General features: G+C 59.8%; 31 protein-coding genes and 1 pseudogene. 2 read left to right on the forward strand and 30 right to left on the reverse strand.

Translation table 11 applies throughout. The annotated features are described in order from the left end of the window. Positions 1-7 precede the first annotated feature (7 nt). Positions 8-1,105 carry a methyl-accepting chemotaxis protein gene (locus DFR46_RS14990; RefSeq protein WP_116235858.1) on the forward strand — a complete coding sequence of 366 codons (1,098 nt, stop codon included), beginning with the start codon at positions 8-10 and terminating at the stop codon, positions 1,103-1,105. Between the two features lie 65 nt (positions 1,106-1,170). On the opposite strand, the gene DFR46_RS07380 is transcribed toward DFR46_RS14990, so the two are convergent. The 6 genes from DFR46_RS07380 to rpsM form a co-directional block, all read right to left on the reverse strand. Continuing rightward, complete coding sequence (locus DFR46_RS07380) at positions 1,171-1,683, reverse strand: hypothetical protein (RefSeq protein WP_116235859.1); 513 nt, start codon at positions 1,681-1,683, stop codon at positions 1,171-1,173. 145 nt (positions 1,684-1,828) lie between these two features. Beyond that, positions 1,829-3,991 (reverse strand): prolyl oligopeptidase family serine peptidase, encoded by a 2,163-nt coding sequence (locus tag DFR46_RS07385; RefSeq protein WP_116235860.1) that lies wholly within the window; start codon positions 3,989-3,991, stop codon positions 1,829-1,831. An 88-nt stretch (positions 3,992-4,079) separates the two neighbouring features. Beyond that, complete coding sequence (gene rplQ / locus DFR46_RS07390) at positions 4,080-4,505, reverse strand: 50S ribosomal protein L17 (protein WP_116235861.1); 426 nt, start codon at positions 4,503-4,505, stop codon at positions 4,080-4,082. 191 nt (positions 4,506-4,696) lie between these two features. Beyond that, positions 4,697-5,770 (reverse strand): DNA-directed RNA polymerase subunit alpha, encoded by a 1,074-nt coding sequence (locus DFR46_RS07395; RefSeq protein WP_116235862.1) that lies wholly within the window; start codon positions 5,768-5,770, stop codon positions 4,697-4,699. Positions 5,771-5,868: 98 nt separating this feature from the next. After that, entirely contained in the window at positions 5,869-6,258 is a 390-nt protein-coding gene (rpsK, locus tag DFR46_RS07400; RefSeq protein WP_116235863.1) for a 30S ribosomal protein S11, read from the reverse strand. Between the two features lie 72 nt (positions 6,259-6,330). Beyond that, positions 6,331-6,699: a 30S ribosomal protein S13 gene (gene rpsM, locus DFR46_RS07405; RefSeq protein WP_116235864.1), complete on the reverse strand. Its 369-nt coding sequence runs from the start codon at positions 6,697-6,699 to the stop codon at positions 6,331-6,333. Between the two features lie 216 nt (positions 6,700-6,915). Between rpsM and DFR46_RS07410 the strand changes: the two genes are divergently transcribed. Next, a complete protein-coding gene (locus DFR46_RS07410; RefSeq protein ID WP_116235865.1) occupies positions 6,916-7,989 on the forward strand; it encodes a succinylglutamate desuccinylase/aspartoacylase family protein in 1,074 nt (357 codons plus the stop codon). Between the two features lie 12 nt (positions 7,990-8,001). On the opposite strand, the gene rimK is transcribed toward DFR46_RS07410, so the two are convergent. The 24 genes and pseudogenes from rimK to rpsS form a co-directional block, all read right to left on the reverse strand. Beyond that, positions 8,002-8,907, reverse strand: a complete 906-nt coding sequence (gene rimK / locus DFR46_RS07415; RefSeq protein ID WP_116235866.1) for a 30S ribosomal protein S6--L-glutamate ligase — start codon at positions 8,905-8,907, stop codon at positions 8,002-8,004. Next, the gene (locus tag DFR46_RS07420; RefSeq protein WP_425453156.1) at positions 8,904-9,383 is read right to left on the reverse strand and encodes an ATP-dependent zinc protease family protein; all 480 of its coding nucleotides are present in this window, start codon (positions 9,381-9,383) and stop codon (positions 8,904-8,906) included. Before DFR46_RS07420 ends, rimK begins: the two co-directional genes overlap by 4 nt. 57 nt (positions 9,384-9,440) lie before the next feature. After that, positions 9,441-9,767, reverse strand: coding sequence for a hypothetical protein (locus DFR46_RS07425; protein WP_116237216.1), 327 nt, complete (start codon positions 9,765-9,767; stop codon positions 9,441-9,443). A 73-nt stretch (positions 9,768-9,840) separates the two neighbouring features. Then, a complete protein-coding gene (locus DFR46_RS07430) occupies positions 9,841-10,248 on the reverse strand; it encodes a DUF3052 family protein (RefSeq protein ID WP_116235867.1) in 408 nt (135 codons plus the stop codon). 8 nt (positions 10,249-10,256) lie between these two features. Continuing rightward, positions 10,257-11,615 (reverse strand): NADP-specific glutamate dehydrogenase, encoded by a 1,359-nt coding sequence (gene gdhA / locus DFR46_RS07435; RefSeq protein WP_116235868.1) that lies wholly within the window; start codon positions 11,613-11,615, stop codon positions 10,257-10,259. Positions 11,616-11,713: 98 nt separating this feature from the next. Beyond that, a complete protein-coding gene (locus DFR46_RS07440; protein ID WP_116235869.1) occupies positions 11,714-12,232 on the reverse strand; it encodes an SRPBCC family protein in 519 nt (172 codons plus the stop codon). A gap of 85 nt (positions 12,233-12,317) precedes the next feature. Further along, a complete protein-coding gene (locus DFR46_RS07445; RefSeq protein ID WP_116235870.1) occupies positions 12,318-12,968 on the reverse strand; it encodes an adenylate kinase in 651 nt (216 codons plus the stop codon). Next, entirely contained in the window at positions 12,965-14,356 is a 1,392-nt protein-coding gene (gene secY, locus DFR46_RS07450; protein ID WP_116235871.1) for a preprotein translocase subunit SecY, read from the reverse strand. Before secY ends, DFR46_RS07445 begins: the two co-directional genes overlap by 4 nt. 176 nt (positions 14,357-14,532) lie before the next feature. Beyond that, complete coding sequence (gene rplO / locus DFR46_RS07455; protein WP_116235872.1) at positions 14,533-15,063, reverse strand: 50S ribosomal protein L15; 531 nt, start codon at positions 15,061-15,063, stop codon at positions 14,533-14,535. A 56-nt stretch (positions 15,064-15,119) separates the two neighbouring features. Then, on the reverse strand, positions 15,120-15,314 hold the full coding sequence (gene rpmD / locus DFR46_RS07460; RefSeq protein WP_116235873.1) for a 50S ribosomal protein L30: 195 nt from the start codon (positions 15,312-15,314) through the stop codon (positions 15,120-15,122). Positions 15,315-15,319: 5 nt separating this feature from the next. Beyond that, positions 15,320-16,024, reverse strand: a complete 705-nt coding sequence (gene rpsE, locus DFR46_RS07465; RefSeq protein ID WP_116237217.1) for a 30S ribosomal protein S5 — start codon at positions 16,022-16,024, stop codon at positions 15,320-15,322. Between the two features lie 224 nt (positions 16,025-16,248). Further along, positions 16,249-16,605, reverse strand: a complete 357-nt coding sequence (rplR, locus tag DFR46_RS07470; RefSeq protein ID WP_116235874.1) for a 50S ribosomal protein L18 — start codon at positions 16,603-16,605, stop codon at positions 16,249-16,251. 3 nt (positions 16,606-16,608) lie between these two features. Continuing rightward, positions 16,609-17,142, reverse strand: coding sequence for a 50S ribosomal protein L6 (gene rplF, locus DFR46_RS07475; RefSeq protein WP_116235875.1), 534 nt, complete (start codon positions 17,140-17,142; stop codon positions 16,609-16,611). Position 17,143: 1 nt separating this feature from the next. Then, positions 17,144-17,539, reverse strand: a complete 396-nt coding sequence (rpsH, locus tag DFR46_RS07480; RefSeq protein WP_116235876.1) for a 30S ribosomal protein S8 — start codon at positions 17,537-17,539, stop codon at positions 17,144-17,146. Positions 17,540-17,549: 10 nt separating this feature from the next. After that, positions 17,550-17,855: a 30S ribosomal protein S14 gene (gene rpsN / locus DFR46_RS07485; protein ID WP_116235877.1), complete on the reverse strand. Its 306-nt coding sequence runs from the start codon at positions 17,853-17,855 to the stop codon at positions 17,550-17,552. A gap of 40 nt (positions 17,856-17,895) precedes the next feature. Further along, the gene (rplE, locus tag DFR46_RS07490) at positions 17,896-18,489 is read right to left on the reverse strand and encodes a 50S ribosomal protein L5 (RefSeq protein ID WP_116235878.1); all 594 of its coding nucleotides are present in this window, start codon (positions 18,487-18,489) and stop codon (positions 17,896-17,898) included. Next, on the reverse strand, positions 18,482-18,802 hold the full coding sequence (gene rplX, locus DFR46_RS07495; protein ID WP_116235879.1) for a 50S ribosomal protein L24: 321 nt from the start codon (positions 18,800-18,802) through the stop codon (positions 18,482-18,484). The genes rplE and rplX overlap by 8 nt, the downstream gene beginning before the upstream one ends. Positions 18,803-18,804: 2 nt before the next feature. Further along, entirely contained in the window at positions 18,805-19,173 is a 369-nt protein-coding gene (rplN, locus tag DFR46_RS07500) for a 50S ribosomal protein L14 (RefSeq protein ID WP_116235880.1), read from the reverse strand. Positions 19,174-19,305: 132 nt separating this feature from the next. After that, positions 19,306-19,560: pseudogene (gene rpsQ, locus DFR46_RS07505) on the reverse strand (30S ribosomal protein S17); the annotation flags it as partial. Between the two features lie 12 nt (positions 19,561-19,572). Next, positions 19,573-19,785, reverse strand: a complete 213-nt coding sequence (gene rpmC, locus DFR46_RS07510; RefSeq protein ID WP_116235882.1) for a 50S ribosomal protein L29 — start codon at positions 19,783-19,785, stop codon at positions 19,573-19,575. An 11-nt stretch (positions 19,786-19,796) separates the two neighbouring features. Next, positions 19,797-20,219, reverse strand: a complete 423-nt coding sequence (rplP, locus tag DFR46_RS07515; RefSeq protein WP_116235883.1) for a 50S ribosomal protein L16 — start codon at positions 20,217-20,219, stop codon at positions 19,797-19,799. Between the two features lie 21 nt (positions 20,220-20,240). Beyond that, positions 20,241-20,942: a 30S ribosomal protein S3 gene (gene rpsC, locus DFR46_RS07520; RefSeq protein ID WP_116235884.1), complete on the reverse strand. Its 702-nt coding sequence runs from the start codon at positions 20,940-20,942 to the stop codon at positions 20,241-20,243. After that, a complete protein-coding gene (gene rplV, locus DFR46_RS07525) occupies positions 20,942-21,319 on the reverse strand; it encodes a 50S ribosomal protein L22 (protein ID WP_116235885.1) in 378 nt (125 codons plus the stop codon). Before rplV ends, rpsC begins: the two co-directional genes overlap by 1 nt. 2 nt (positions 21,320-21,321) lie before the next feature. Further along, positions 21,322-21,594, reverse strand: a complete 273-nt coding sequence (gene rpsS / locus DFR46_RS07530; RefSeq protein ID WP_116235886.1) for a 30S ribosomal protein S19 — start codon at positions 21,592-21,594, stop codon at positions 21,322-21,324. Positions 21,595-21,596: the final 2 nt, after the last annotated feature.

Genomic DNA, 21,596 nt, shown 5'->3' on the forward strand with positions numbered 1-21,596 from the left:
AGCTTCCATGCCGAGACGTATCAAGGCCCTGCTCGACCTGCTCGAGGATGAAACTGGCCGCTATGCCGCCGCCAGCGATGCTATCGCCCAGCAAACCAAGATGCTCGCGCTCAACGCCACGATCGAAGCCGCGCGCTCGGGTGAAGCCGGGCGCGGCTTCGCGATCGTCGCCCAGGAGGTGAAGTCGCTTGCCACCAGCGCCTCGAATGCGGCCAGCGATTTTAGGCAAACGATTATCGACCGGCTTTCCCGAAGCACCGATATCGTCGACGAGCTGGTCGACGAACTGGAAGGTGCCCGGCTTGCCGACCTCGCCCATGCGTTCAACGACCTGGCCCTGCGCGGTATTTCCGAGCGCAGCATAGATTTACGAATACTCGCCACCGAGCCCAGCATCCGATCTTTTCTGCAGGATCTGGCAGATGTGGAAAAAAAGGCTGCCGCGCGCGAACGGCTGCGCATGCAATTCGCCTTCTCCGATTTCTACCGCAACGCCTTTCTCGTTTCGACGGACGGCACGATCCAGCTGAGCATCGAGGAAAACCCCACATTCATGGCCTTCAACCTGAAGGGACAGCCGCAATTCGAACGCGCCATTCATACCGCCAGCGCCGATCAGTGGTCGGCCGATGAAATCTGGCTCAATCCGCAGGGCAATGACCGGCCATGCGTATTTTTCGTTTGCGGCGTTCGCGAACACGGCCTGGAAGGCGGCGATGTTATCGGCGCGCTCTACCTCGAATATGATTGGGGTCGGTACGCCAATTCGCTCGTCGCCGTTCAGGGCATGCTGCACCAGAATAACCGCAAAGGTGATCGCTTCCTCCTGCTCGACAAGGATGACAATATCGTCGGCAGTTCGGCTGGAGACAGTTTTGGCACCCATTATCCGTTGCAGAAGTCCGGTGAGAAACGGGGCTCCTATACCCTGGGCCAGAAGAGCATCTCCTTCGCCAGGGGCGAAATCGAAAACGGCTTTGGCGGCCTGGAGCTGTGCAGCGTGATCGAGCGGGAAATGCGCAGTCCGGAGGAATTGCTGGCTGTTCTGGGCCTGGGCGATGAAAGCGACCGGCCGGACGGCGCGGCCCGGGACAAGGCCGCCTGACGGGCATGAAAAAGGGCGCGAAACCCATGCCGATTCCGCACCCTTTCTTCTAGCGACGGCCTTTCCTAGTTGAGGCCACGCACTCTCAATCGATCGATCCGGCCATAACGGATCCGGCAGGAGAAACGGCCTTCGTCATATCCGGCATTCCGATAGTGGCCCCGGCGCCCATAACGGCCTTCCTCGACGAGCAACCGACCCCGGATACGATATCCGTCACGCCGGCGGTCGACTTCGGTGATCTCGGTTACCTGCGCACGGCCATAGCGCGATGCTTCATGCCGGGCGGCGCGGCGACACTGGCGAATGGCGCGCCGAGGACGCATGCGCTGGCCCTGGTGGCGACGATTGTACCGGCGGTCATAATCGTCATTGCGGCTGTAACGGCGATCATAGCGATTATCATCGTTACCATCGGAAACGGCAGCGGCAACCGCAGCGATCCCGCCGAGGATCAATGCGCCTGCAATAACATCTCCGGCATCAACGCCATCACGATCGCGGGCCTGGGCTGGAGCAGCGACGGCAAGGGCGGTCGCTGCGGTGGCGCCCATAAGGGTTTTTCCAAGAATATTCATGTTTGCGGCTCCTTTGCTGCATATAGTTCCTGAAGAACTGCATACGGTTTAGGGGAGTCGCTCTGAGCACCGACTGAACTCGCCTGTAGGGCGTCGTTAATATAAACTCACGATTTAATGAACAATAAAATGCCGGATATCCGGGCTATTCGGTGTCGGGAACCTCCATTCCAGTCCAATAACCGATAAACGCCCACAGGTCGGCATATTCGGAAATCAGCTGACGGGTCGGCCTGCCCGCGCCGCCCGACGCATGGCCCGAGCGCGTCTCGATCCGAATCAGGCGAGGCCGGTTGCCCAGCTCGGCATGCTGCAGGGCCGCCATATATTTGAAGCTGTGCCCCGGGACGACGCGGTCGTCGGTATCCGCTGTCGGTACGATGATCGCCGGATAATCTCCGCTCTCCGGGATATTGTGATAGGGCGAATAACCGTAGAGCGTCCGGAAATCCTCTTCCCGGTCGGGATGGCCATAATCATCCACCCAATAGCGACCCGCCGTGAACCGATTGAACCGGAGCATGTCCATAACACCGACCTGGGGGATGGCAGCAGCGAACAGGTCAGGGCGCTGATTGACCACCGTGCCGATCAACAGCCCGCCATTGGAGCGGCCATGAACGGCCAGCTGGTCGGACGAAGTAATGCCCTCGGCGATCAGGAATTCGCCCGCAGCGATAAAATCGTCGAACACGTTCTGCTTGTTCTGCAAACGCCCCGCATCATGCCAGGCCGCACCATATTCCCCGCCGCCGCGAATATTGGCGAGCACGAAGACACCGCCGGACTCCATCCACTGGACGCGCGCGGGAATGAATTCAGGGGTGAGGGAAATGTTGAACCCGCCATAACCATAGAGCAAAGTCGGACGGCTCTCGTCCAGATCGAGATCCGCCCGGTGGACGATGAACATCGGAATGCGCGTCCCGTCAGCCGATGCATAGAAACGCTGTTCGACCGTATAATCGGCAGGATCGAAAGCGACCTCGGGTTCCGCAAAAACATCGGTTGCTCCGGTTGCGCTGTCATAGCGGTAAATCGTTGTCGGCTGGGCAAAGCTTTCAAAGGCGAAAAAGGTTTCCGGATCCTCCGGGCCGCCGCGGAAACCGCCAAGACTGCCGATACCCGGCACGTCCACCGTGCTTACCAGATTGCCCTCAAGGTCGAAGACCCGGGCTTCATTGCGCGCATCGACAAGATAGGTGGCGATGATCCGGTTACCGACCAGCGAAGCGCCTTCCAGGGTCGCTTCGTCTTCCGGCACCAGTTCGGTGATGACAGGCGCATCGCCGGACACGTCCATCCGAACGATCCGCTCGCGCGGTGCATTGCGGTTCGTGCGGAAATAGAGAGCATCGCCCGATGACCCGGCCAGGTCCCAGTTATTCTCGAACCCGGTGATGATCGCCCGAACGGGCACACCGTCCTGCGTCAGATCGCCCAGCGTCATCTCATAGGCATCGTCAGTGCCTTCGGACGAATAGATGAGCAGCCATCTCTTGTCGTCAGTCACCTCGGCAAAATGGTTGAGTGCAGGGCGGTCCGGCGTCGCATAGATCAGCCGGTCTTCGGACTGGTCGCTGCCGATCGCGTGATAGTAAATCGCATGGTTCATGTTGAGCGACTGGAATTCACCTTCGGCTTCGGGCGCCGGGAAACGCGAATAGACAAATCCGGCTCCGCCCTCGACCCATGCGATGTTGGTAAACTTGGCCCATTCGACCGCGTCTGCCAGCGTCTCGCCGCTTTCGACATCGAGTATGCGGATCGTCCGCCAGTCGGTGCCGCCATCCTCGACGCCATAGGCGATGTAGCGGCCATCGGGCGATGGCACCCATTGCGCCATCGCGGTTGTACCATCTTCCGACCAGCTGTTCGGGTCGATTACAATCCGGGGCTCGCCGTCCAGGCCTTCGCGCATATAGAGCACCGACTGGTTCTGCAGCCCGTCATTGCGCGTGTAGAAATAGCGATTGCCGCGCTTTGCTGGGATTCCAACCCGCTCATAATTCCACAGTTCGGCAAGCCGCGCCGCAATGGCATCGCGCCCCGGCTGCGTTTCGAGATAGGCATCGGTGACCGCATTCTGCTCCGTCACCCAATCCCGCACCGCCGGATCGACGCGCACATCGTTTTCGAGCCAGCGATAGGGATCGGCAACCGCCACCCCGAACTGCTCCTCGACAACATCGCCGCGCTCGGTATCGGGATAGGTGAGAGGTGTTTCCATGGGTGCGGATCCCTGGGCGCCGGCCAGGGTAGGCGCGGCGAGACAGACAAGCGGGAGGAGCAATCGGGCAGCGGTCATCGGACACCTCAAAGCAAAAGGGACCGCAAGCCTAGCAGCCGCGATCCCTTTAGAAAATCCCGAAATGGGAAGCTGTGAAGTCAGCCGATCAGGCCATCGCCTCTTCATAGTCCTCGGCCATTTCGACGGGGCCGGAATCCTGGCCCTTCGCGTCTTCGTCGCGGTCGACAAGTTCAATCACCGCCATCGGCGAGGCGTCGGAGGCGCGGTAGCCGGCCTTGATGACCCGGCAATAACCGCCATTGCGATCAGAATAGCGCTCGCCCAGAACGTCGAACAGCTTTTTGAGCTGGGTTTCGTCCATCAGGCGGGACATGGCGAGGCGGCGATTCGAAAGGCCGCCCTTTTTCGCGAGCGTGATCAGCTTCTCGATATAGGGCCTGAGCTCCTTAGCCTTGGGCAAAGTCGTCAGGATCTGCTCATGCTTGATGAGGCCCGCCGCCATGTTGCGAAACATCGCCTTGCGATGGCTCGATGTTTTATTGAGTTTACGATGCGCTTTTCTGTGCCGCATGGTTCATTCCTTCGTTCGTTCAGGGGCCGTGTGAGGTACCCCGGACCAGGCGGCAGTTGAAAAGGGTCGCCGCCCAACACCTCTTTTCCCGCCTCATGGCGGGTTCGGCACCGGCCCACTCCCCCTCCCGATCTCCCATAGAATACACTGAGTGGGAGGTCGGGAGGGGGAGTGAGCCGGTGCCGTTTTACCTAACCAAGAAGTTCCTGTTCCAGCTTCTTGGCCATTTCCTCGATATTCTCAGGCGGCCAGCCGGGGATGTCCATGCCGAGGCGCAGGCCCATGGTGGCAAGGACTTCCTTGATCTCGTTCAGTGACTTGCGACCGAAATTCGGCGTCCGCAGCATTTCGGCTTCGGTCTTCTGCACGAGATCGCCAATATAGATGATATTGTCGTTCTTGAGGCAGTTGGCCGAACGCACCGACAGTTCCAGTTCGTCGACCTTTTTGAGCAGGTAGCGGTTGAGCTGGTTGGCATCGCCTTCGGCCGATGCGCCGCCGAGCATGCCCGGTGAGGCTGCTTCGCCGATCGTCTGCGTGGGTGCTGGCAGTTCTTCGTCGAAATGCACGAAAAGCTGCAGCTGGTCCTGAAGGATGCGCGCCGCATAGGCGAGTGCGTCTTCCGGGGTCACCGTGCCATCGGTCTCGATGGTCAGTGTCAGCTTGTCATAATCGAGCTCCTGCCCAACGCGAGTATTCTCGACCTTGTAAGCCACCTGGCTTACCGGCGAATACAGGCTGTCGACCGGAATCAGGCCGATCGGCGCATCGGCCGGACGGTTCTGGGCAGCCGGCACATAGCCTTTGCCCGTGCTGGCGGTCAGCTCCATGTTGAGCGTCGCACCTTCGTCGAGATGGCAGATCAGCAGGTCCGGATTGCGGATCTCGATGTCGCCCGATGTCGTGATATCACCGGCTTTAACATCGGCCGGGCCGGTTGCGGAAAGCTGGAGGCGCTTCGTGCCTTCCGACTCCATCGCGATAGCGACCTGTTTGATGTTGAGCACGATATCGGTGACGTCTTCACGAACGCCGGCCAGCGACGAAAATTCGTGGAGCACATTTTCGATCTTGATCGACGTGATCGCGGCGCCCTGCAGCGACGACAGAAGCGTACGGCGGAGCGCATTGCCCATCGTCAGGCCAAAGCCGCGTTCCAGCGGTTCAGCAACAAAGGTCGCCTTGCGCGTGGCATCGCCACCCGACTTCTTTTCAAGACCGTTGGGCTTCTTCAGTTCTTGCCAGTTTTTCATATTAACGGACACGGTATTCCCCTTGGCATCTTGGCGGAGGCGGGGCTGGCCTCTGCCTGTAAAACGGTTCTTTTTCGGAAGCGCGGAGCCCACCGCCTCCCGTTACGCAATCAGACGCGACGACGCTTGGACGGCCGTACGCCATTATGCGGGATGGAGGTTACGTCGCGGATCGAAGTGATCGTGAAACCAACCGCCTGCAGTGCGCGCAGTGCCGATTCACGGCCCGAGCCCGGGCCCTTCACTTCAACTTCCAGCGTGCGTACGCCATGTTCCTGGGCCTTTTTGCCGGCGTCTTCTGCGGCAACCTGCGCAGCATAAGGCGTCGACTTGCGGCTGCCCTTGAAGCCCATCATCCCGGCCGAGGACCAGCTGATGGCATTACCCTGGGCATCGGTGATGGTGATGAGCGTGTTGTTGAAGGTCGCATTCACATGGGCCACGCCCGATGTGATGTTCTTTTTTTGACGGCGCTTTACCCGTTGTGGTTCGCGAGCCATGGTTTCAATTCCTACCTAAATATCCTGGAAGAACGCTTCGCGCGGCCGCTCATGCGGCGCGCAAAACATTCGCTACTTTTTCTTGCCGGCGATCGGCTTGGCCTTGCCCTTGCGGGTGCGCGCATTGGTGTGCGTGCGTTGGCCGCGGACCGGGAGGCCCTTGCGATGACGCAGCCCGCGATAGCAGGCAAGGTCCATGAGACGCTTGATGTTCATCGCCGTTTCGCGGCGAAGATCGCCCTCAACGGTAAGATCGTTATCAATCGCCTCGCGAATCTGAACGACTTCGGCGTCGGTCAGGTCCTGGACGCGGCGTTCGGAAGGAATGCCGAGTTGCTCCGTCAGCTTGGTGGCCGTTGTCGGACCAATGCCATGGATATAGGTTAGCGCGATTTCGACGCGCTTGTGGGTCGGAATATTGACCCCTGCGATACGTGCCACGTTATGTTTCTCCTGCTCCACGGGCCGCTTGGCTAGCTGCCCATCTCAAAGCTTCATGAACCGAAAACGAACGAACCCGACGGACGCACGAATCGCGCCGCCGGGTAGACCGGTGTCTTCGGAGTGGGGGTGAAATAGGAATTTCGCCCTGTTGTGTCAAGCTTGCTGGCGGGAATTCCCGTTCCCGGCTAGACCGTTGCGCCTTAAGGATCGCCCATGACCGAACAATCGAAACCCCATCCATACTCCGACACGGCCAGCCCCTTTGAATTTGCAGGCGATAGTGTCGCTCCCGGCAGCCTGCGCGCCTTCGAGTTGCCAATCAGCCGGGTCTCGTCCGGCAATGAAGTGTCTCTGCCCGTGCGCATCGTTCACGGCCGGAAGCCGGGGCCCGTACTGTTCGTCAGCGCTGCCGTCCATGGCGACGAAATTACCGGCGTCGAGATCGTCCGCCGGCTGCTCAAGAAGATATCGCCCAAGACGCTGGCAGGCACATTGCTCTGCGTCCCGATCGTCAATGTGTACGGATTTGTCGGCAACAGCCGCTACCTGCCGGATCGTCGCGATCTCAACCGTTCCTTTCCGGGTTCGCCGAACGGGTCACTGGCCGGGCAGCTTGCCCATCTGTTTCGTACGGAGATCATTGAACGCAGCGATTTCGGCATCGACCTGCATTCCGCCGCCGTCCACCGGATGAACCTGCCACAGATTCGGATCAGCGCCGATTGCGCCAGATCCGAAGAAATGGCTTTCGCGTTCGGCGCACCCGCCGTCATCACATCAGCTTTGCGCGAAAAATCGTTGCGCAAGGTTGCCCTCGATGCCGGTGTCGAAATGTTGCTGTATGAAGCGGGAGAAGGACTGCGCTTTGACGATTTTTCGATCCGGACAGGCGTTAACGGGGTCATGCGGGTCATGTGCGCGATGGGGATGATCCATTCGAAACGACTGGAAAAACAGCTGCCGACGCCAGCACGTTCGACGCGCAGCACCTGGGTTCGGGCGCCGCGCGGCGGTATCGCCAATCTGACGGCCCATGCCGGCACGATCGTGTCGCAAGACCAGGCCCTGGCAAAGGTGGGTGATCCGGCCGGCGACGAGGAAGAAATCGTGCGCAGCCCCATCGACGGCATCATAATCGGCCATTCCACTCTGCCGATCGTCAATCAGGGCGATGCGCTGATCCATATCGCCGAGGTCAAGCGGTTCGACACGGTCGCCGACCGGGTCGACGAAATCACCGATACGATCCTGTCTGATGTGATGCTCGACGAGGACGAACTTCTCTAGGCGGCAGGCCTGTTATCCCTTGCCGCGCGTCTTGGTGTTGCCCGGCTTCGCCTTGGCTTCGATAAATTCGATAATCATGCCGGCAACATCCTTGCCTGTCGCATTTTCGATGCCCTCAAGCCCTGGCGAGCTATTCACCTCCATGATCACCGGCCCGTGATTGGCGCGCAATATGTCCACGCCGGCGACATTGAGCCCCATCACCTTGGCCGCCCGCACTGCCGTCGAGCGTTCCTCCGGCGTAATCTTGACCATCTTCGCCGTACCGCCGCGATGGAGGTTGGAGCGAAAATCGCCTTCCGCCCCGGTGCGCATCATCGCGGCGACGACCTTGCCGCCGACGACGAAAATCCGGATATCGCTGGATCCGGCTTCCTTGATGAATTCCTGCACCAGGATGTTGACGTTCAGGCCGCGAAAAGCTTCGATCACGGATTTGGCGGAGTTGGCGGTTTCGCCGAGCACGACGCCAATGCCCTGCGTCCCTTCCAGAAGCTTGATCACCGCCGGAGCGCCGCCGACAATCTTGAGTACTTCGTCAGTTTGTTTGGGATCATGCGCGAAGGCGGTGACCGGAAGGCCAAGGCCGTGTTTGGCAAAAATCTGCATCGAGCGCAGCTTGTCCCGCGAGCGCCCCACCGCGACGCTTTCGTTGAGCGGCCAAACTCCCATCATCTCGAACTGGCGCAGCACGGCAAGACCGTAATGGGTGATCGATGCGCCGATCCGCGGGATCACCGCATCGAAACCGGTCAGCGTCTCGCCATTGTAAAGGATCGACGGCCGGTGCGACGTAATGTTCATCGTGCAGCGCAGGGTATTCAGGATATGCATCGTATGGCCGCGCTCCTCCGCCGCCTCAACCAGGCGCTGGTGCGAATAGAGCTTGGGGTTACGCGCTAGCATTGCGATTTTCATGACAGGCCTTCCTCTTTGGGTGGTTTGCCGAGCAACCATCTCTTGCCGCTGTTGACGAGAAAACCGCGTTTCAATGCTCGGCGTCCGACCAAAACCGGAAACGCCATTGTCGCGCGATTCGCAAGCGTTATCTGGGCCTGCCAGGTCAATGGACCGAGCCGGGCCGTCGTCCCTATGACGTAGCGGTTTTGCCGGCTACCGTTCGAGCTGGTAACAAGCCGCCGTTCGATCAGCCGCGCTTCGCAATCCTGCGGGCCATGGCCTGCCGAGCGCGGCGAATGAAAACGGACCCATTCCTCGCCATCCCGTTCAAAGGTCCGGATGCGCGTAGCATGGATCGACGAAGTACGTGCGCCGGTATCGATCTTCGCATGCATGCCGAACAGCCCGAGATCGGGCAAATCGACCAGCTCGCACCATCCGATCTCGACCGGTTCCCTGAGCCGTTTGCGACCAATGCGTTTCTTTATTTCCACCAAACGCAACTACCGCGTTCCTGCCACCCCGCGCAATCTCTTTGACGTGGCGGCGCGCTACATGTTCGGTTCGGCAGCCGGCTCGCGCGCTTTCTTGATCAGCGACCAGATGGAGTAGAGCACCAGCAGCGCGATTATCGCATAAACCCACCAGGCCAGATTCTGACCGGCAAGGATAAGGTAGATATAGGCGGACATCGCCAGGAAGCCGGCGATGATAAGCTGGAAGGTGATCGGCAGGCCCTGGCGTTTCCGGCGAACCATCCACCCGACAGTGGCCAGGAAGAAGGGAATTGCCCCCACATAGATGCCGCCGAAGATATAGGGATTGACCCCATAATCCGCGCCCAGGCTCAGAAACCATGTATTGATTGCTTCGATCATTGCAGCCTCCGCGGCAGAAGATGTGCCGATGACGACCGGTTCGGACCCCAGGCGCATCGGGTTACACGCAGGGTCACCTGCGCAGCTCTTTGCGGATCACGAGTTTCAGGCCCGACCAGATTTCATCGACGGCGCAAACCTTGATATCCACGAACCCCATGGGCAGCGCGACCGTGCGGATCACATCCTCAGTAATATCCGTCGGGACTTTCGAAGCCTTTTTCGGCCAGGACATCCAAACAAAGCCATGCTGTGCCATGTTGCTTCGCAAGACCCGAAGCAGCTCCTCCATCTCGGCACGTTCGGTAGCAAAGATATGCGCGGCAACGGGAGATCGGATATCGCCCGCTTCCCATATCACATCCGCCTGGCCGTCAATTGTCGCCCGCACGCTATCGGGAACGCCGCGCTGCCAGACGGTCGCCCCGTCCCCGAAGCCGAGCTTCTTCGCCAGCGGTGTTCCCGAATAGCCCGCGGGCATAAATGCTCTTAGACGACGCCGAAGGCCAGCATCGCATCGGCGACCTTCTTGAAGCCGGCGATGTTCGCGCCTTTGACATAATTGACATAATTATCGCCCTCTCCGCCGCCATATTGCGCGCATTGGGCGTGGATATCCGTCATGATATCCTGCAGCAGATCGCCGAGCCGGTCGGTGTTCCAGGACACCCGCTCGGAATTCTGGCTCATCTCGAGACCGGAAACCGCAACGCCGCCGGCATTGGCCGCCTTGCCCGGCGCATACATGATATGCGCGTCGTGGAAGATATCCACGCCTTCCAGCGTGGTCGGCATGTTCGCGCCTTCGGAAACCGCGATCACGCCGTTGTCGACAAGCGTCTTCGCCTCTTCGCCGTTCAGTTCGTTCTGGGTCGCACAGGGCAGCGCCAGATCGCATGCCACACCCCAGGGGCGCGCGCCTTCATGGAAAGAGGCATTCGGGAACGTGTCGGCATATTCGCTGATCCGGCCGCGGCGATGGGTTTTGTGCTCCTTGACCCAGTCGATCTTCTCCTGGTCGATACCGTCGGGATCGTGAATGAACCCGCCGCTGTCAGAAAGGGTCAGCACCTTGCCGCCCAGCTGGGCGATCTTTTCCGCGGCATGGGTCGCGACATTGCCTGAGCCCGAAATCACCGCCGTCTTGCCTTCGACATCCTGCCCCTGATGCTTGAGCATGTTCTGGAGGAAGATCACCGCGCCATAGCCGGTCGCTTCGGGCCGCATGGCAGAGCCGCCATATTCGCGGGCCTTGCCAGTGAGGACGCCCTCCCAGCGATTGGTGATCCGTTTATACTGGCCGAACATATAGCCGATCTCGCGCCCGCCCACGCCGATATCGCCGGCCGGCACATCCGTGTCCGGGCCGATATGGCGATAGAGTTCGGTCATGAAGGACTGGCAGAATCGCATCACTTCGCTGTCCGACTTGCCCTTGGGATTGAAGTTGGATCCTCCCTTGCCGCCGCCCATGGGCAGGCCGGTCAGAGAATTCTTGAAAGTCTGCTCGAAAGCGAGGAATTTGAGCACGCTTTCTGTAACCGAAGGGTGGAAGCGGATCCCGCCCTTATAGGGGCCGATCGCATTGTTGTTCTGGACGCGCCACCCGCGCTGGACCCGGATGCAGTGATTATCGTCTTCCCAGCAGACCCGGAAAGAGACAACCCGGTCGGGCTCGGCGATCCGGCGCAGAATCTGCGCCTCGTGATATTCTTCCTTGTCTTCGATGAATTCGAAAATGTCCTGCGCGACTTCGCGAACCGCCTGGATGAACTCCACCTGCCCCGGATTGCGCTTCTCGACGCCAGCCATGAAGCCTTCAAGATCTACATGATCGCCAACTGCCATAATCTCTTCCCCCGTTAAAATACCAAGCGCGCCCCGCCGGACGATTCGAGCCCGGTTCGGAAATCAGTGTAGCAGACCCGAATGGCGTGACCAGCTCATCAATCGCTCGGGAAAAGCGCGGTAAGCCGTTCCAGCTGTTCGCGAACGACACCATCCACGACCGGGGCCAGTTCTTCGCGATCAAACTGCATATGCCCTCCCACCGAATAGGTCTGGGTGACACGGGTCCCCCCTTCGATCTCGTCAAGCTGCCAGGTCAGAACGCCGGCCAGCCCTTCGCCCTGCAGAGGGCCGAGCGCGCCCGACAGCCGCAGTGTCCGGTTCGGTTGCACCATCACCACGCGCATATGCTCTGCACTGCCGCCGTCGCCATTGCTCTCGCAGAAACAACCCCCGGCGACCGGATCGAGCGAAAAGCCGGAGGCATCGCCAAACCAGCTATGGTTCGGGTTCCAATAGAGCACCGGATTGATCAGGGCCGCCCAGACATCTGCCGGCCGGGCCGATACGGCGGCGCTGTTGGTTGCAGTGAACCCGGTGTCCGACAGCGTCACTTCGGCGGGCGATGGCGCCGCAACGACGTACGCCGCCAGGATCACACTCACTCGGACGGTCATCGCTTCCCCCTCGCTAGGAAAGGGTAAGCATAGCGAAGATTTTCAATTGTGCGAGGGCCGGCGCACGGCCCCGGTCCGACAGGGCTCAACCCGCGTCGAGAACCGCATCGATCGAATCGCTGACCGCTTCGATATCCGCCATGCCATCGACCCGGCGGACAAGGCCCTTCGGCTCGTAGTGCGGGATGATCGGCGCGGTCTTGGTGCGATACTCTTCCATCCGGGTGCGCACCGTTTCGGCATTGTCGTCCGGGCGCCGCTTGAATTCGGTCGAGCCGCATTCATCGCAAACGCCGGCAACCTTGGGCAGCTTGAACGTGTCGTGATAGCCTTCGCCGCACTTGGCGCAGGTGAAGCGGCCGGTGATCCGCTCGACCAGCGCATCCTCGTCTACGACAAGTTCAACAACATGATCGAGTTTCATGCCCTTTTCGGCGAGCAGCGCGTCCAGCGAATGCGCCTGCGCCTCGGTGCGCGGATAGCCATCAAGGATGAAACCCTGCTTCACATCGTCCGCATCGAGCCGGTCGGAGAGGATGCCGGTGACGATTTCGTCGGAAACGAGATCGCCGCGCGCCATAACGTCTTTCGCCTTGAGGCCGATCGGAGTCTCCGCAGCCACGGCGGCGCGAAGCATATCGCCGGTGGAAAGTTGGACCATGCCGCGCTCGTCTTCGAGCTTGGACGCTTGGGTGCCTTTACCCGCACCAGGCGGGCCCAACAAAATTATATTCACCGACGCTGTCCCCCGCCCTTCAGTTTCGCCTTCTTGATCAGGTCACCATATTGGTGCGCAAGCAAGTGGCTCTGGATCTGACTGACAGTATCAATGGTGACGTTGACGACAATAAGCAAACTGGTTCCGCCAAGCACAAAGGCCTGGATGCCGACCTGGGTCGAGAGGAATTCCGGAATCAGGCAGATGGTAACCAGATAGATTGCGCCAACCACAGTGATTCGGGTCAGTACATAATCGAGATATTCCGCAGTCCGTTCACCCGGGCGGATGCCCGGAACGAAGCCGCCATAGCGTTTCAGATTGTCCGCGGTTTCTTCGGGGTTGAACACAACCGCCGTGTAGAAGAAGCAGAAAAAGGCGATAAGGCTGGCATAAAGCAGCAGATAGAGCGAACCGCCGCGGCCCAGCGCGTTGGTGATCGTCAGCAGAAGCTCGTTGCCCGTGCCGCTCGTATCGGTGACCCCGCCCGACATGAACTGCGCCACGGTCAGCGGCATCAGCAGCAGCGATGACGCGAAGATCGGCGGGATAACGCCGGCCGTATTGATCTTGAGCGGGAGATGCGATTTCTCCTGCGTCATGCCGCCGCGCTGCTGGGCGCGCTTCGGATACTGGATCAGAACGCGGCGCTGGGCGCGTTCCATAAAGCAGATGCCGAAAATCAGGCCGATGAAGAGAAGCAGGAAACCAACGACATAGCCGGTGGGGATCGCGCCAGTCTGGCCCGATGCGAACAGCTGTATCAGTTCGGTCGGCATCTGGGCGACAATGCCCGCCATGATGATCAGCGAAATACCGTTGCCGATGCCACGCGACGTGATCTGCTCGCCAAGCCACATCAGGAACATCGTACCGCCGACAAGGCTGACCACGGCGCCGAGGCGGAACAGCATCATGCTGTCGCTGACAACCACCTGGACGCCCTGGGCCGCGCCCATGGTTTCCAGACCGACGACGAGGAAATAACCCTGAACGATAGTCAGACCGACGGTGCCGTAGCGCGTATACTGGTTGAGCTTCTTGCGCCCGCTTTCGCCTTCCTTCTTGATCGCGTTGAGCGTGGGGGAAAGCGCTGCGGCCATCTGTACGACGATCGACGCGGTAATATAGGGCATGATGCCGAGCGCGATGATGCTCATCCGCTCCAGCGAACCGCCCGAGAATGTGTTGAAGACATTGAGAATACCGCCGCCGCCGGTGTTATCCTGCATAGTCGAAACGACTTGCTGGAGGGCAACGGGATCGATGCCCGGCAGCGGCACGAAGCTGAGCAGCCGGAAAATAATCAGCGCACCAAGGGTGAACCAGATCCGCTGGCGTAGCTCCGTAGCCTGGGCGAATTTTCCCAGATTGAGCCCTGCTCCGGCATTGGCGTTGCTTGCCATCGTCTATCCCATCCCCGATCCGCGAAGACCGTTATATCGGAACGGGAGTGCCAAACAGCAAGGCCCGCTCGATTGTTACTTCAACCGTCATCCCGGCATAGATCCGGAAACCAGGGCCATAGACAATATCGCACGCCGCCCTGGACCCCCGGCTCAGCTCCGGGGTGACGATGGAACTATTTCTTCGCCTTGGCTGCCTTTTTGGTTTCGGTCTTTTCAGCCTTGGCTGCTTTCACCTCGACATTGGTCGGAGCCAGCATTTCAATTTTGCCGCCAGACTTTTCGACAGCTTCGACCGCGCCCTTGGAGGCACCGGCTACGGCGAAATTCGCCTTGGCCGAGATCTCGCCCTTGCCGAGCAGGCGCACGCCGTCTTTCCCGCCGCGCACAAGGCCCGCCGCTTTCAGAGCAGCCTGGTCGACAGTTTTCTTGGCGTCGATCTTCTTCTCGTCGATGGCTTTCTGGACCGCGCCGACATTGACGATGGCATAGTCCTTGCCGAACGGATTGTTGAAGCCACGCTTCGGAAGACGCATGTGGAGCGGCATCTGGCCGCCCTCGAAACCCTTGATGGCTACGCCCGAGCGGCTTTTCTGGCCCTTGATGCCACGGCCGCCGGTCTTACCTTTGCCGGAACCGATACCGCGACCGACGCGGGTGCGCTCCTTGCGGGCGCCTTTATTGTCTCTGAGATCGTTGAGTTTCATTGTCTGCACTCGCTTTCGCTTGGTTCGCGCTATCGCCTCCGGGCGGAGGCGTGTGTTTAGCTGTCCTGAATTTCGACCATATGCTGAACCTTGCTGATCATGCCGCGCACAGCGGGCGTGTCTTCGCGTTCAACCGTCTTGTTCATCTTGTTAAGGCCAAGGCCGATCAACGTTGCGCGCTGATCCGGCTTGCGGCGGATCGGCGACCCGACCTGCTTGATTTTGATCGTATTTTTTTTCGCTGCAGCCATGTTCGTTACTCCGTAACCGCCTCGGCTTCTGCCTTGGCTTCTTCGGCACCGACATCACCGCGACGTTGAACCAGCTCGGCAATTTTCATGCCGCGCCGTGCCGCAACCGATTTCGGGCTCGACTGATCCTTGAGCGCCTCGAAGGTCGCCCGGATCATGTTGTAAGGATTGGACGTGCCGACCGACTTGGTCACAACGTCAGCAACGCCGAGGCTTTCAAACACTGCACGCATCGGACCACCGGCAATGATGCCGGTACCCGGAGGCGCCGAACGCACGGTGACATTGCCCGCACCGAACCGGCCCTGGCCGTCATGATGCAGTGTGCGGCCGTCACGCAGAGGAACCCGCATCATGGCCTTTTTGGCAGCAGCCGTCGCTTTCTGAATGGCTTCAGGCACTTCGCGCGCCTTACCGTGACCGAAACCGGCGCGGCCCTTGCCGTCACCGACAATCATCAGCGCGGCGAAACCGAACCGCTTACCGCCTTTAACCGTTTTCGAGACGCGGTTGATATGGACGAGCTTCTCGACCAGATCTTCGCCATCATCGTCGCGGCGATTGTCACGACCGCCACGACCGCGGCCGCCGCCACGATTGTTGCCGCCGCGATTGTTGCCGCCACCGCGACCGCCCCGTGGGGGACGCGCTTTGGCCTGCGGTTCCGCAGCAGGTGGGGTTACCGTCTCGGTGGTGGCGTCTTCTGCCAGCTGCTTTTCAGCAACCACCGGTTCCGGAACATCGGTCTTCTCGGCTGCGGCTTCCGCTGAAGGCGTTTCCTCGGCGGGAGCAGCTTCCTTTTTCGCAGCCGGCTCTTCCTTCTTCGCAGCAGCCTTTTTAGGCGCAGCTTTCTTGGCAGCGGGCTTTTTCGCTTCGGTTTCTTCGGCTTTCGCCTCTTCCGGTGCGGCTTCTGTCTTCTTGTCGTCAGCCATCATTAAAACTCCAGTCCGCCATCGCGGGCGGCATCGGCGAGCGCCTTGACGCGCCCGTGAAACAGAAAGGCGCCCCGATCGAACACGACCTGCTTGACGCCGGCTTTGACAGCACGTTCGGCAACCCGCTTGCCAACATCCGCAGCTGCGGAAACGTTAGCGCCGGAATTGCCCTTATAGTCCGTGTCGAGCGTCGAGGCCGCGGCAACAGTCGTGCCAGCCTTGTCGTCGATGACCTGCGCATAGATATGCCGGCCCGAACGGTGAATGGAGAGACGGGGACGACCGCCAGCCTTGCGGCGGAGCGCCACGCGAACGCGCTGACGGCGTTTTTCGAAAGGAGTAAGGCGTTTTGACATGGCTTACTTCTTCTTTCCTTCTTTGCGGAAAACATATTCCCCGCGATATTTGATGCCCTTGCCCTTATAGGGTTCGGGTTTCCGCCATGCGCGGATTTCTGCAGCGACCTGACCGACTTTCTGCTTGTCGATACCGCTGATCTCGATCGTCGTCTGATCCGGCGTCTTGATTTCGATGCCCTCGGGAATCGCATAATTAACATCATGGCTGAAACCGAGCTGCAGCTTCAGGGTCTTGCCCTGCATCTGCGCGCGATAACCAACGCCGGTGATCTCGAGCACCTTGGTGTAACCCTCGGAGACACCTTCGATCAGATTGGCAACGAACGTCCGCTGCATGCCCCAATAGGCGCGTGCTCGCTTCGTGTCGTTGGCTGGCTTGACGAGGATCGAACCGTCTTCAATCTCATAGGAGATATCGTCGATCAGCGTCATCGTCAGCGTGCCTTTGCTGCCTTTGGCGCTCAGTTCGCTGCCTTTGATTTCGGCCGTTACCCCATCGGGGATTGCGACCGGCTGTTTACCGATACGGCTCATCCTAGAACACCTCCGCCAGCACTTCGCCGCCGACATTCTGCTCGCGTGCTTCCGCATCGGAAAGCACGCCGCGTGGTGTCGAGACGATGGTGATGCCAAGGCCGTTGCGCACACGCGGCAGATCCTTCGATCCGCTGTAAACGCGGCGGCCCGGGGTCGAGACGCGCGCTACGTGCTGAATGGCCGGCTGGCCTTCGAAATATTTGAGCTCGATGCGCAGGCCTTTATGCTTGCCGAGCTCTTCCTCCGTGTAGCCGCGAATAAAGCCTTCACGCTGCAATACTTCGAGTACGCGCGCGCGCAGGGTGGAAGCCGGGCTCATCACAGAGTCCTTCTTCGCCTGCTGGCCATTGCGGATGCGGGTGAGCATATCACCCAGGGGATCGGTCATAGACATTGCGTTACCCCTACCAGCTCGACTTCGTCACACCGGGAATCATGCCCTTATTGGCCAGATCCCGAAGCGCGATGCGCGAGAGTTTGAATTTACGATAATAGCCGCGCGGACGCCCGGACAGCTCGCACCGGTTACGGATACGGGTCGGGTTCGCGTTGCGCGGAATTTCCGCCATTTTGAGGCGCGCAATCAGTCGCTCGCCATCGTCGAGTGACTTGTCGTTCGCCGTTGCTTTAAGCTTGGCGTATTTGGCCGCAAATTTCTTGGCCATACGCTTGCGCTTCTCATTCCGCTTGATGGAACTCAGTTTCGCCATGACTTAAGTTCTCGCTCCTTGTTGCGAGAAGGGAACGGGCTTACGCCGCTGCCTTCTGCTCTTCGTTCTCGGTTTCGTCGGCTTCCGGCGGGAAGGGGAAATTGAACAGCCGGAGCAGTTCGCGCGCCTCTTCGTCGGTCGTAGCCGTCGTCGTAACAATTACATCCATGCCGCGTACTTCGTCGACATCGTCATATTTGATCTCGGGGAATACCATCTGTTCCTTGAGACCCATTGCGAAGTTCCCGCGTCCGTCGAAGCTTTTCGGGTTCAGGCCCCGGAAATCCCGAATACGCGGCATCGCAATAGTGGTCAGCCGGTCAACAAATTCGAACATGCGATCGCCGCGCAGCGTTACCTTGCAGCCGATCGGCATGCCTTCGCGCAGCTTGAAGCTGGCGATGGACTGCTTGGCGATGGTGATAACCGGCTTCTGGCCGGCAATCTTTTCCATCTCCGCCGCAGCCTTTTGCACGCGCTTCTTGTCGTCCACGGCCTTGCCGACACCCATGTTGATGACGACTTTTTCAATCCGCGGCACCTGCATGTGATTTTTGTAGCCGAACTTTTCGGTCATCGCCTTGACGATGCGATCCTTATAGTCGGCGCGTAGACGTGGTGCGTAATCAGCCATCGATCGTCTCCCCGGAGCGCGCTGCAACGCGAACCTTTTTGCCATCCTTGTTGGTTTCCATGCGGACCCGGGTCGGCTTGCCGGTTTTCGGATCCTCGAGCGCGACGTTCGAGACGTGCAGCGGTGCTTCGCTGCGCTCGATGCCGCCTTGCGGGTTTTGCTGGGTCGGCTTGCGGTGACGGACGGCGATATTCGCGCCTTCCACGACAACCTTGTCCACCTTCGGCAGAACCTTGGTTACCGTGCCGTGCGTGCCTTTGTTCTTGCCGGCCAGAATGACGACCTTGTCGCCCTTTTTGATTTTAGCGGCCATGACTAGAGAACCTCCGGTGCCAGGCTGACGATTTTCATGTGACGGGCGGCGCGCAGTTCGCGAACGACCGGGCCGAAGATACGCGTACCAATCGGCTCCTTGTTGGCGTTCACCAGAACAGCGGCGTTGCTGTCAAAACGGATCGTCGAGCCATCGGCGCGCTTCACATCCTTGCGAGTGCGCACGATCACAGCGCGATGGACATCGCCCTTCTTGACCTTGCCGCGCGGCGCAGCTTCCTTGATCGAGACGACGATAATGTCGCCCACGGTCGCGGTACGACGCTTCGAGCCGCCCAGCACCTTGATGCACTGGACGCGCTTGGCGCCGCTATTATCGGCGACGTCGAGAACTGACTGCATCTGGATCATCGATCCGTTCCTTCTTCCTCATCTCCGCCCGAAGCGGAGAAACCTCAAAAATTACGCTTCGGTCTTTGCTTCCGGTTCGCGCGCCGCTTCCAGATCGACATCCTTGCTTTCCGCAATGTCTATCTTCTCAACATGCTTCGGCGCCTTGCTCACATCGACCCGCCCGACGACCTTCCAGGTCTTGAGCTTCGAAATCGGCTTCGTTTCTTCGATCCGAACGGTTTCGCCGATCGCGAACTCGTTCTTTTCGTCATGGGCGTGATATTTCTTCGAACGCCGAATAATCTTGCCGTACAGAGGGTGCTTCACCTTCCGTTCGACTTTGACGACGATCGTCTTGTCGGTCTTGTCCGACACAATCATCCCGGTCAGCACGCGCTTGGGCATTGCAAAAACTCCTTAAGCCGTTTCAGCGGCCGCGCGAGCGCGTTCGCCCTGCAGCGTTTTGATACGGGCAATATTGCGCCGGACTTCGGTTACCCGGGCCGGTCGTTCAAGCTGGTTCGTCGCCGACTGGAAGCGCAGGTTGAACTGCTCGCGCTTCAGGTCAGCAAGTTCTGCTGCCAGCTCATCGTCATTCTTGACCCGAAGGTCCTCGATTGGCCGTGCCATTGCGGCGCCTCCTAGTAAATCGACTCACCAAGGCGGGCGACCACCTTGGTCTTGATCGGCAATTTCTCGGCCGCACGCTCGAAAGCAACCTTAGCGAGCGGGCCGGGAACGCCGTCCAATTCAAACAAAATTCGGCCGGGCTTGACGCGAGCCGCCCAATATTCCGGCGAACCCTTACCTTTACCCTGACGAACTTCTGCAGGCTTTTTGGACACGGGAACATCCGGGAAAACGCGGATCCATAACCGGCCCTGACGACGGATGTGACGCGTGATCGCGCGGCGTGCCGCCTCAATCTGGCGAGCCGTGATCCGCTCGGGCTCCATCGCCTTCAGGCCGAAGGATCCGAAATTGAGATCCGTACCGCCAGGCGCATTGCCCTTGATCCGGCCCTTAAAGGCCTTGCGGAACTTCGTGCGTTTGGGTTGCAGCATCGTGCCGTACCTTCCTAAAAACTAGCGTCGCTGCGCCGGACGAACGCCCGAGGTCTGAGCCTCGACCATCAGCCGGTCTTGCGCCGTTGGATCATGGGCCATGATTTCACCCTTGAAGATCCAGCATTTCACACCGCAGACGCCATAAGCCGTATGGGCTGCGACTTCGGCATAATCGACATTGGCGCGCAGCGTATGAAGCGGCACGCGGCCTTCGCGATACCATTCGGTACGCGCGATTTCGGCACCGCCGAGACGACCGCCGCACGTGATCTTGATACCCTCTGCGCCGAGACGCAGGGCCGACTGAACGGCACGCTTCATGGCGCGGCGGAAAGCGATCCGGCGTTCGAGCTGATCTGCGACCGACTGGGCCACGAGACGCGCATCGACTTCGGGCTTCCGAATTTCGACGATGTTAAGCGACACGTCGCTTTCCGTCATCTCACCGAGCTTTTTGCGCAGCTTCTCGATGTCGGCGCCCTTCTTGCCGATGATCACACCGGGGCGGGCAGCATAGACGGACACGCGGCACAGTTTTGCCGGACGCTCGATCACAACCTTGGAAATAGCGGCCTGGGCCACCGTTTCCATGATGAACTTGCGAATCTTGAGATCCTCGAGCAGCAACCGGCCATATTCGCTGCCTTCGGCATACCAGCGGCTGTCCCAGGTCCGGTTGATCTGGAGGCGCATGCCTATCGGATTGGACTTATGACCCATTACGCGTCTTCCTCTTCACGAACGACAATGCGGATGCGGCTGAACGGCTTCATGATCCGGGCCGAACGGCCACGGGCACGAGCGCGCCAGCGCTTCATCGTCAGCGCCTTGCCGACACTTGCCTCGCTGATGACCAGCGCGTCGATGTCGAGATTATGGTTATTCTCCGCATTGGCGATCGCCGACTGCAGAACCTTGCGAACGTCGACCGCCATGGCGCGCTTCGAGAAGCTCAACACGTTGAGCGCCTCTTCAGCCTTCTTGCCGCGGATCAGACCGGCGACGAGATTGAGTTTCTGCGCGGATCCGCGAATCGAACTGCCGACAGCGTAAGCTTCATTGTCGGCCACGCGGCGGGGATTGGCTTGCTTGCTCATGCCTAGCGTCCCTTCTTGTCGGCCATATGGCCGGGGAAGAAGCGGGTCGGCGCGAACTCGCCGAGCTTGTGCCCGACCATGTCCTCATTCACTGACACCGGCACGAACTTGCGGCCGTTATAGACGTTGAAGGTCAAGCCAACGAACTGCGGCAGGATCGTCGAACGCCGCGACCAGGTCTTGATCGGCTTGTTCGAGTTTTCGTCCTGCGCCGTTTCGGCTTTCTTCAGGAGATGAAGGTCTACAAAGGGACCTTTCCATACGGAACGGGCCATGA

The organism is Parasphingopyxis lamellibrachiae, from assembly GCF_003385775.1.
Lineage (GTDB): Bacteria > Pseudomonadota > Alphaproteobacteria > Sphingomonadales > Sphingomonadaceae > Parasphingopyxis > Parasphingopyxis lamellibrachiae.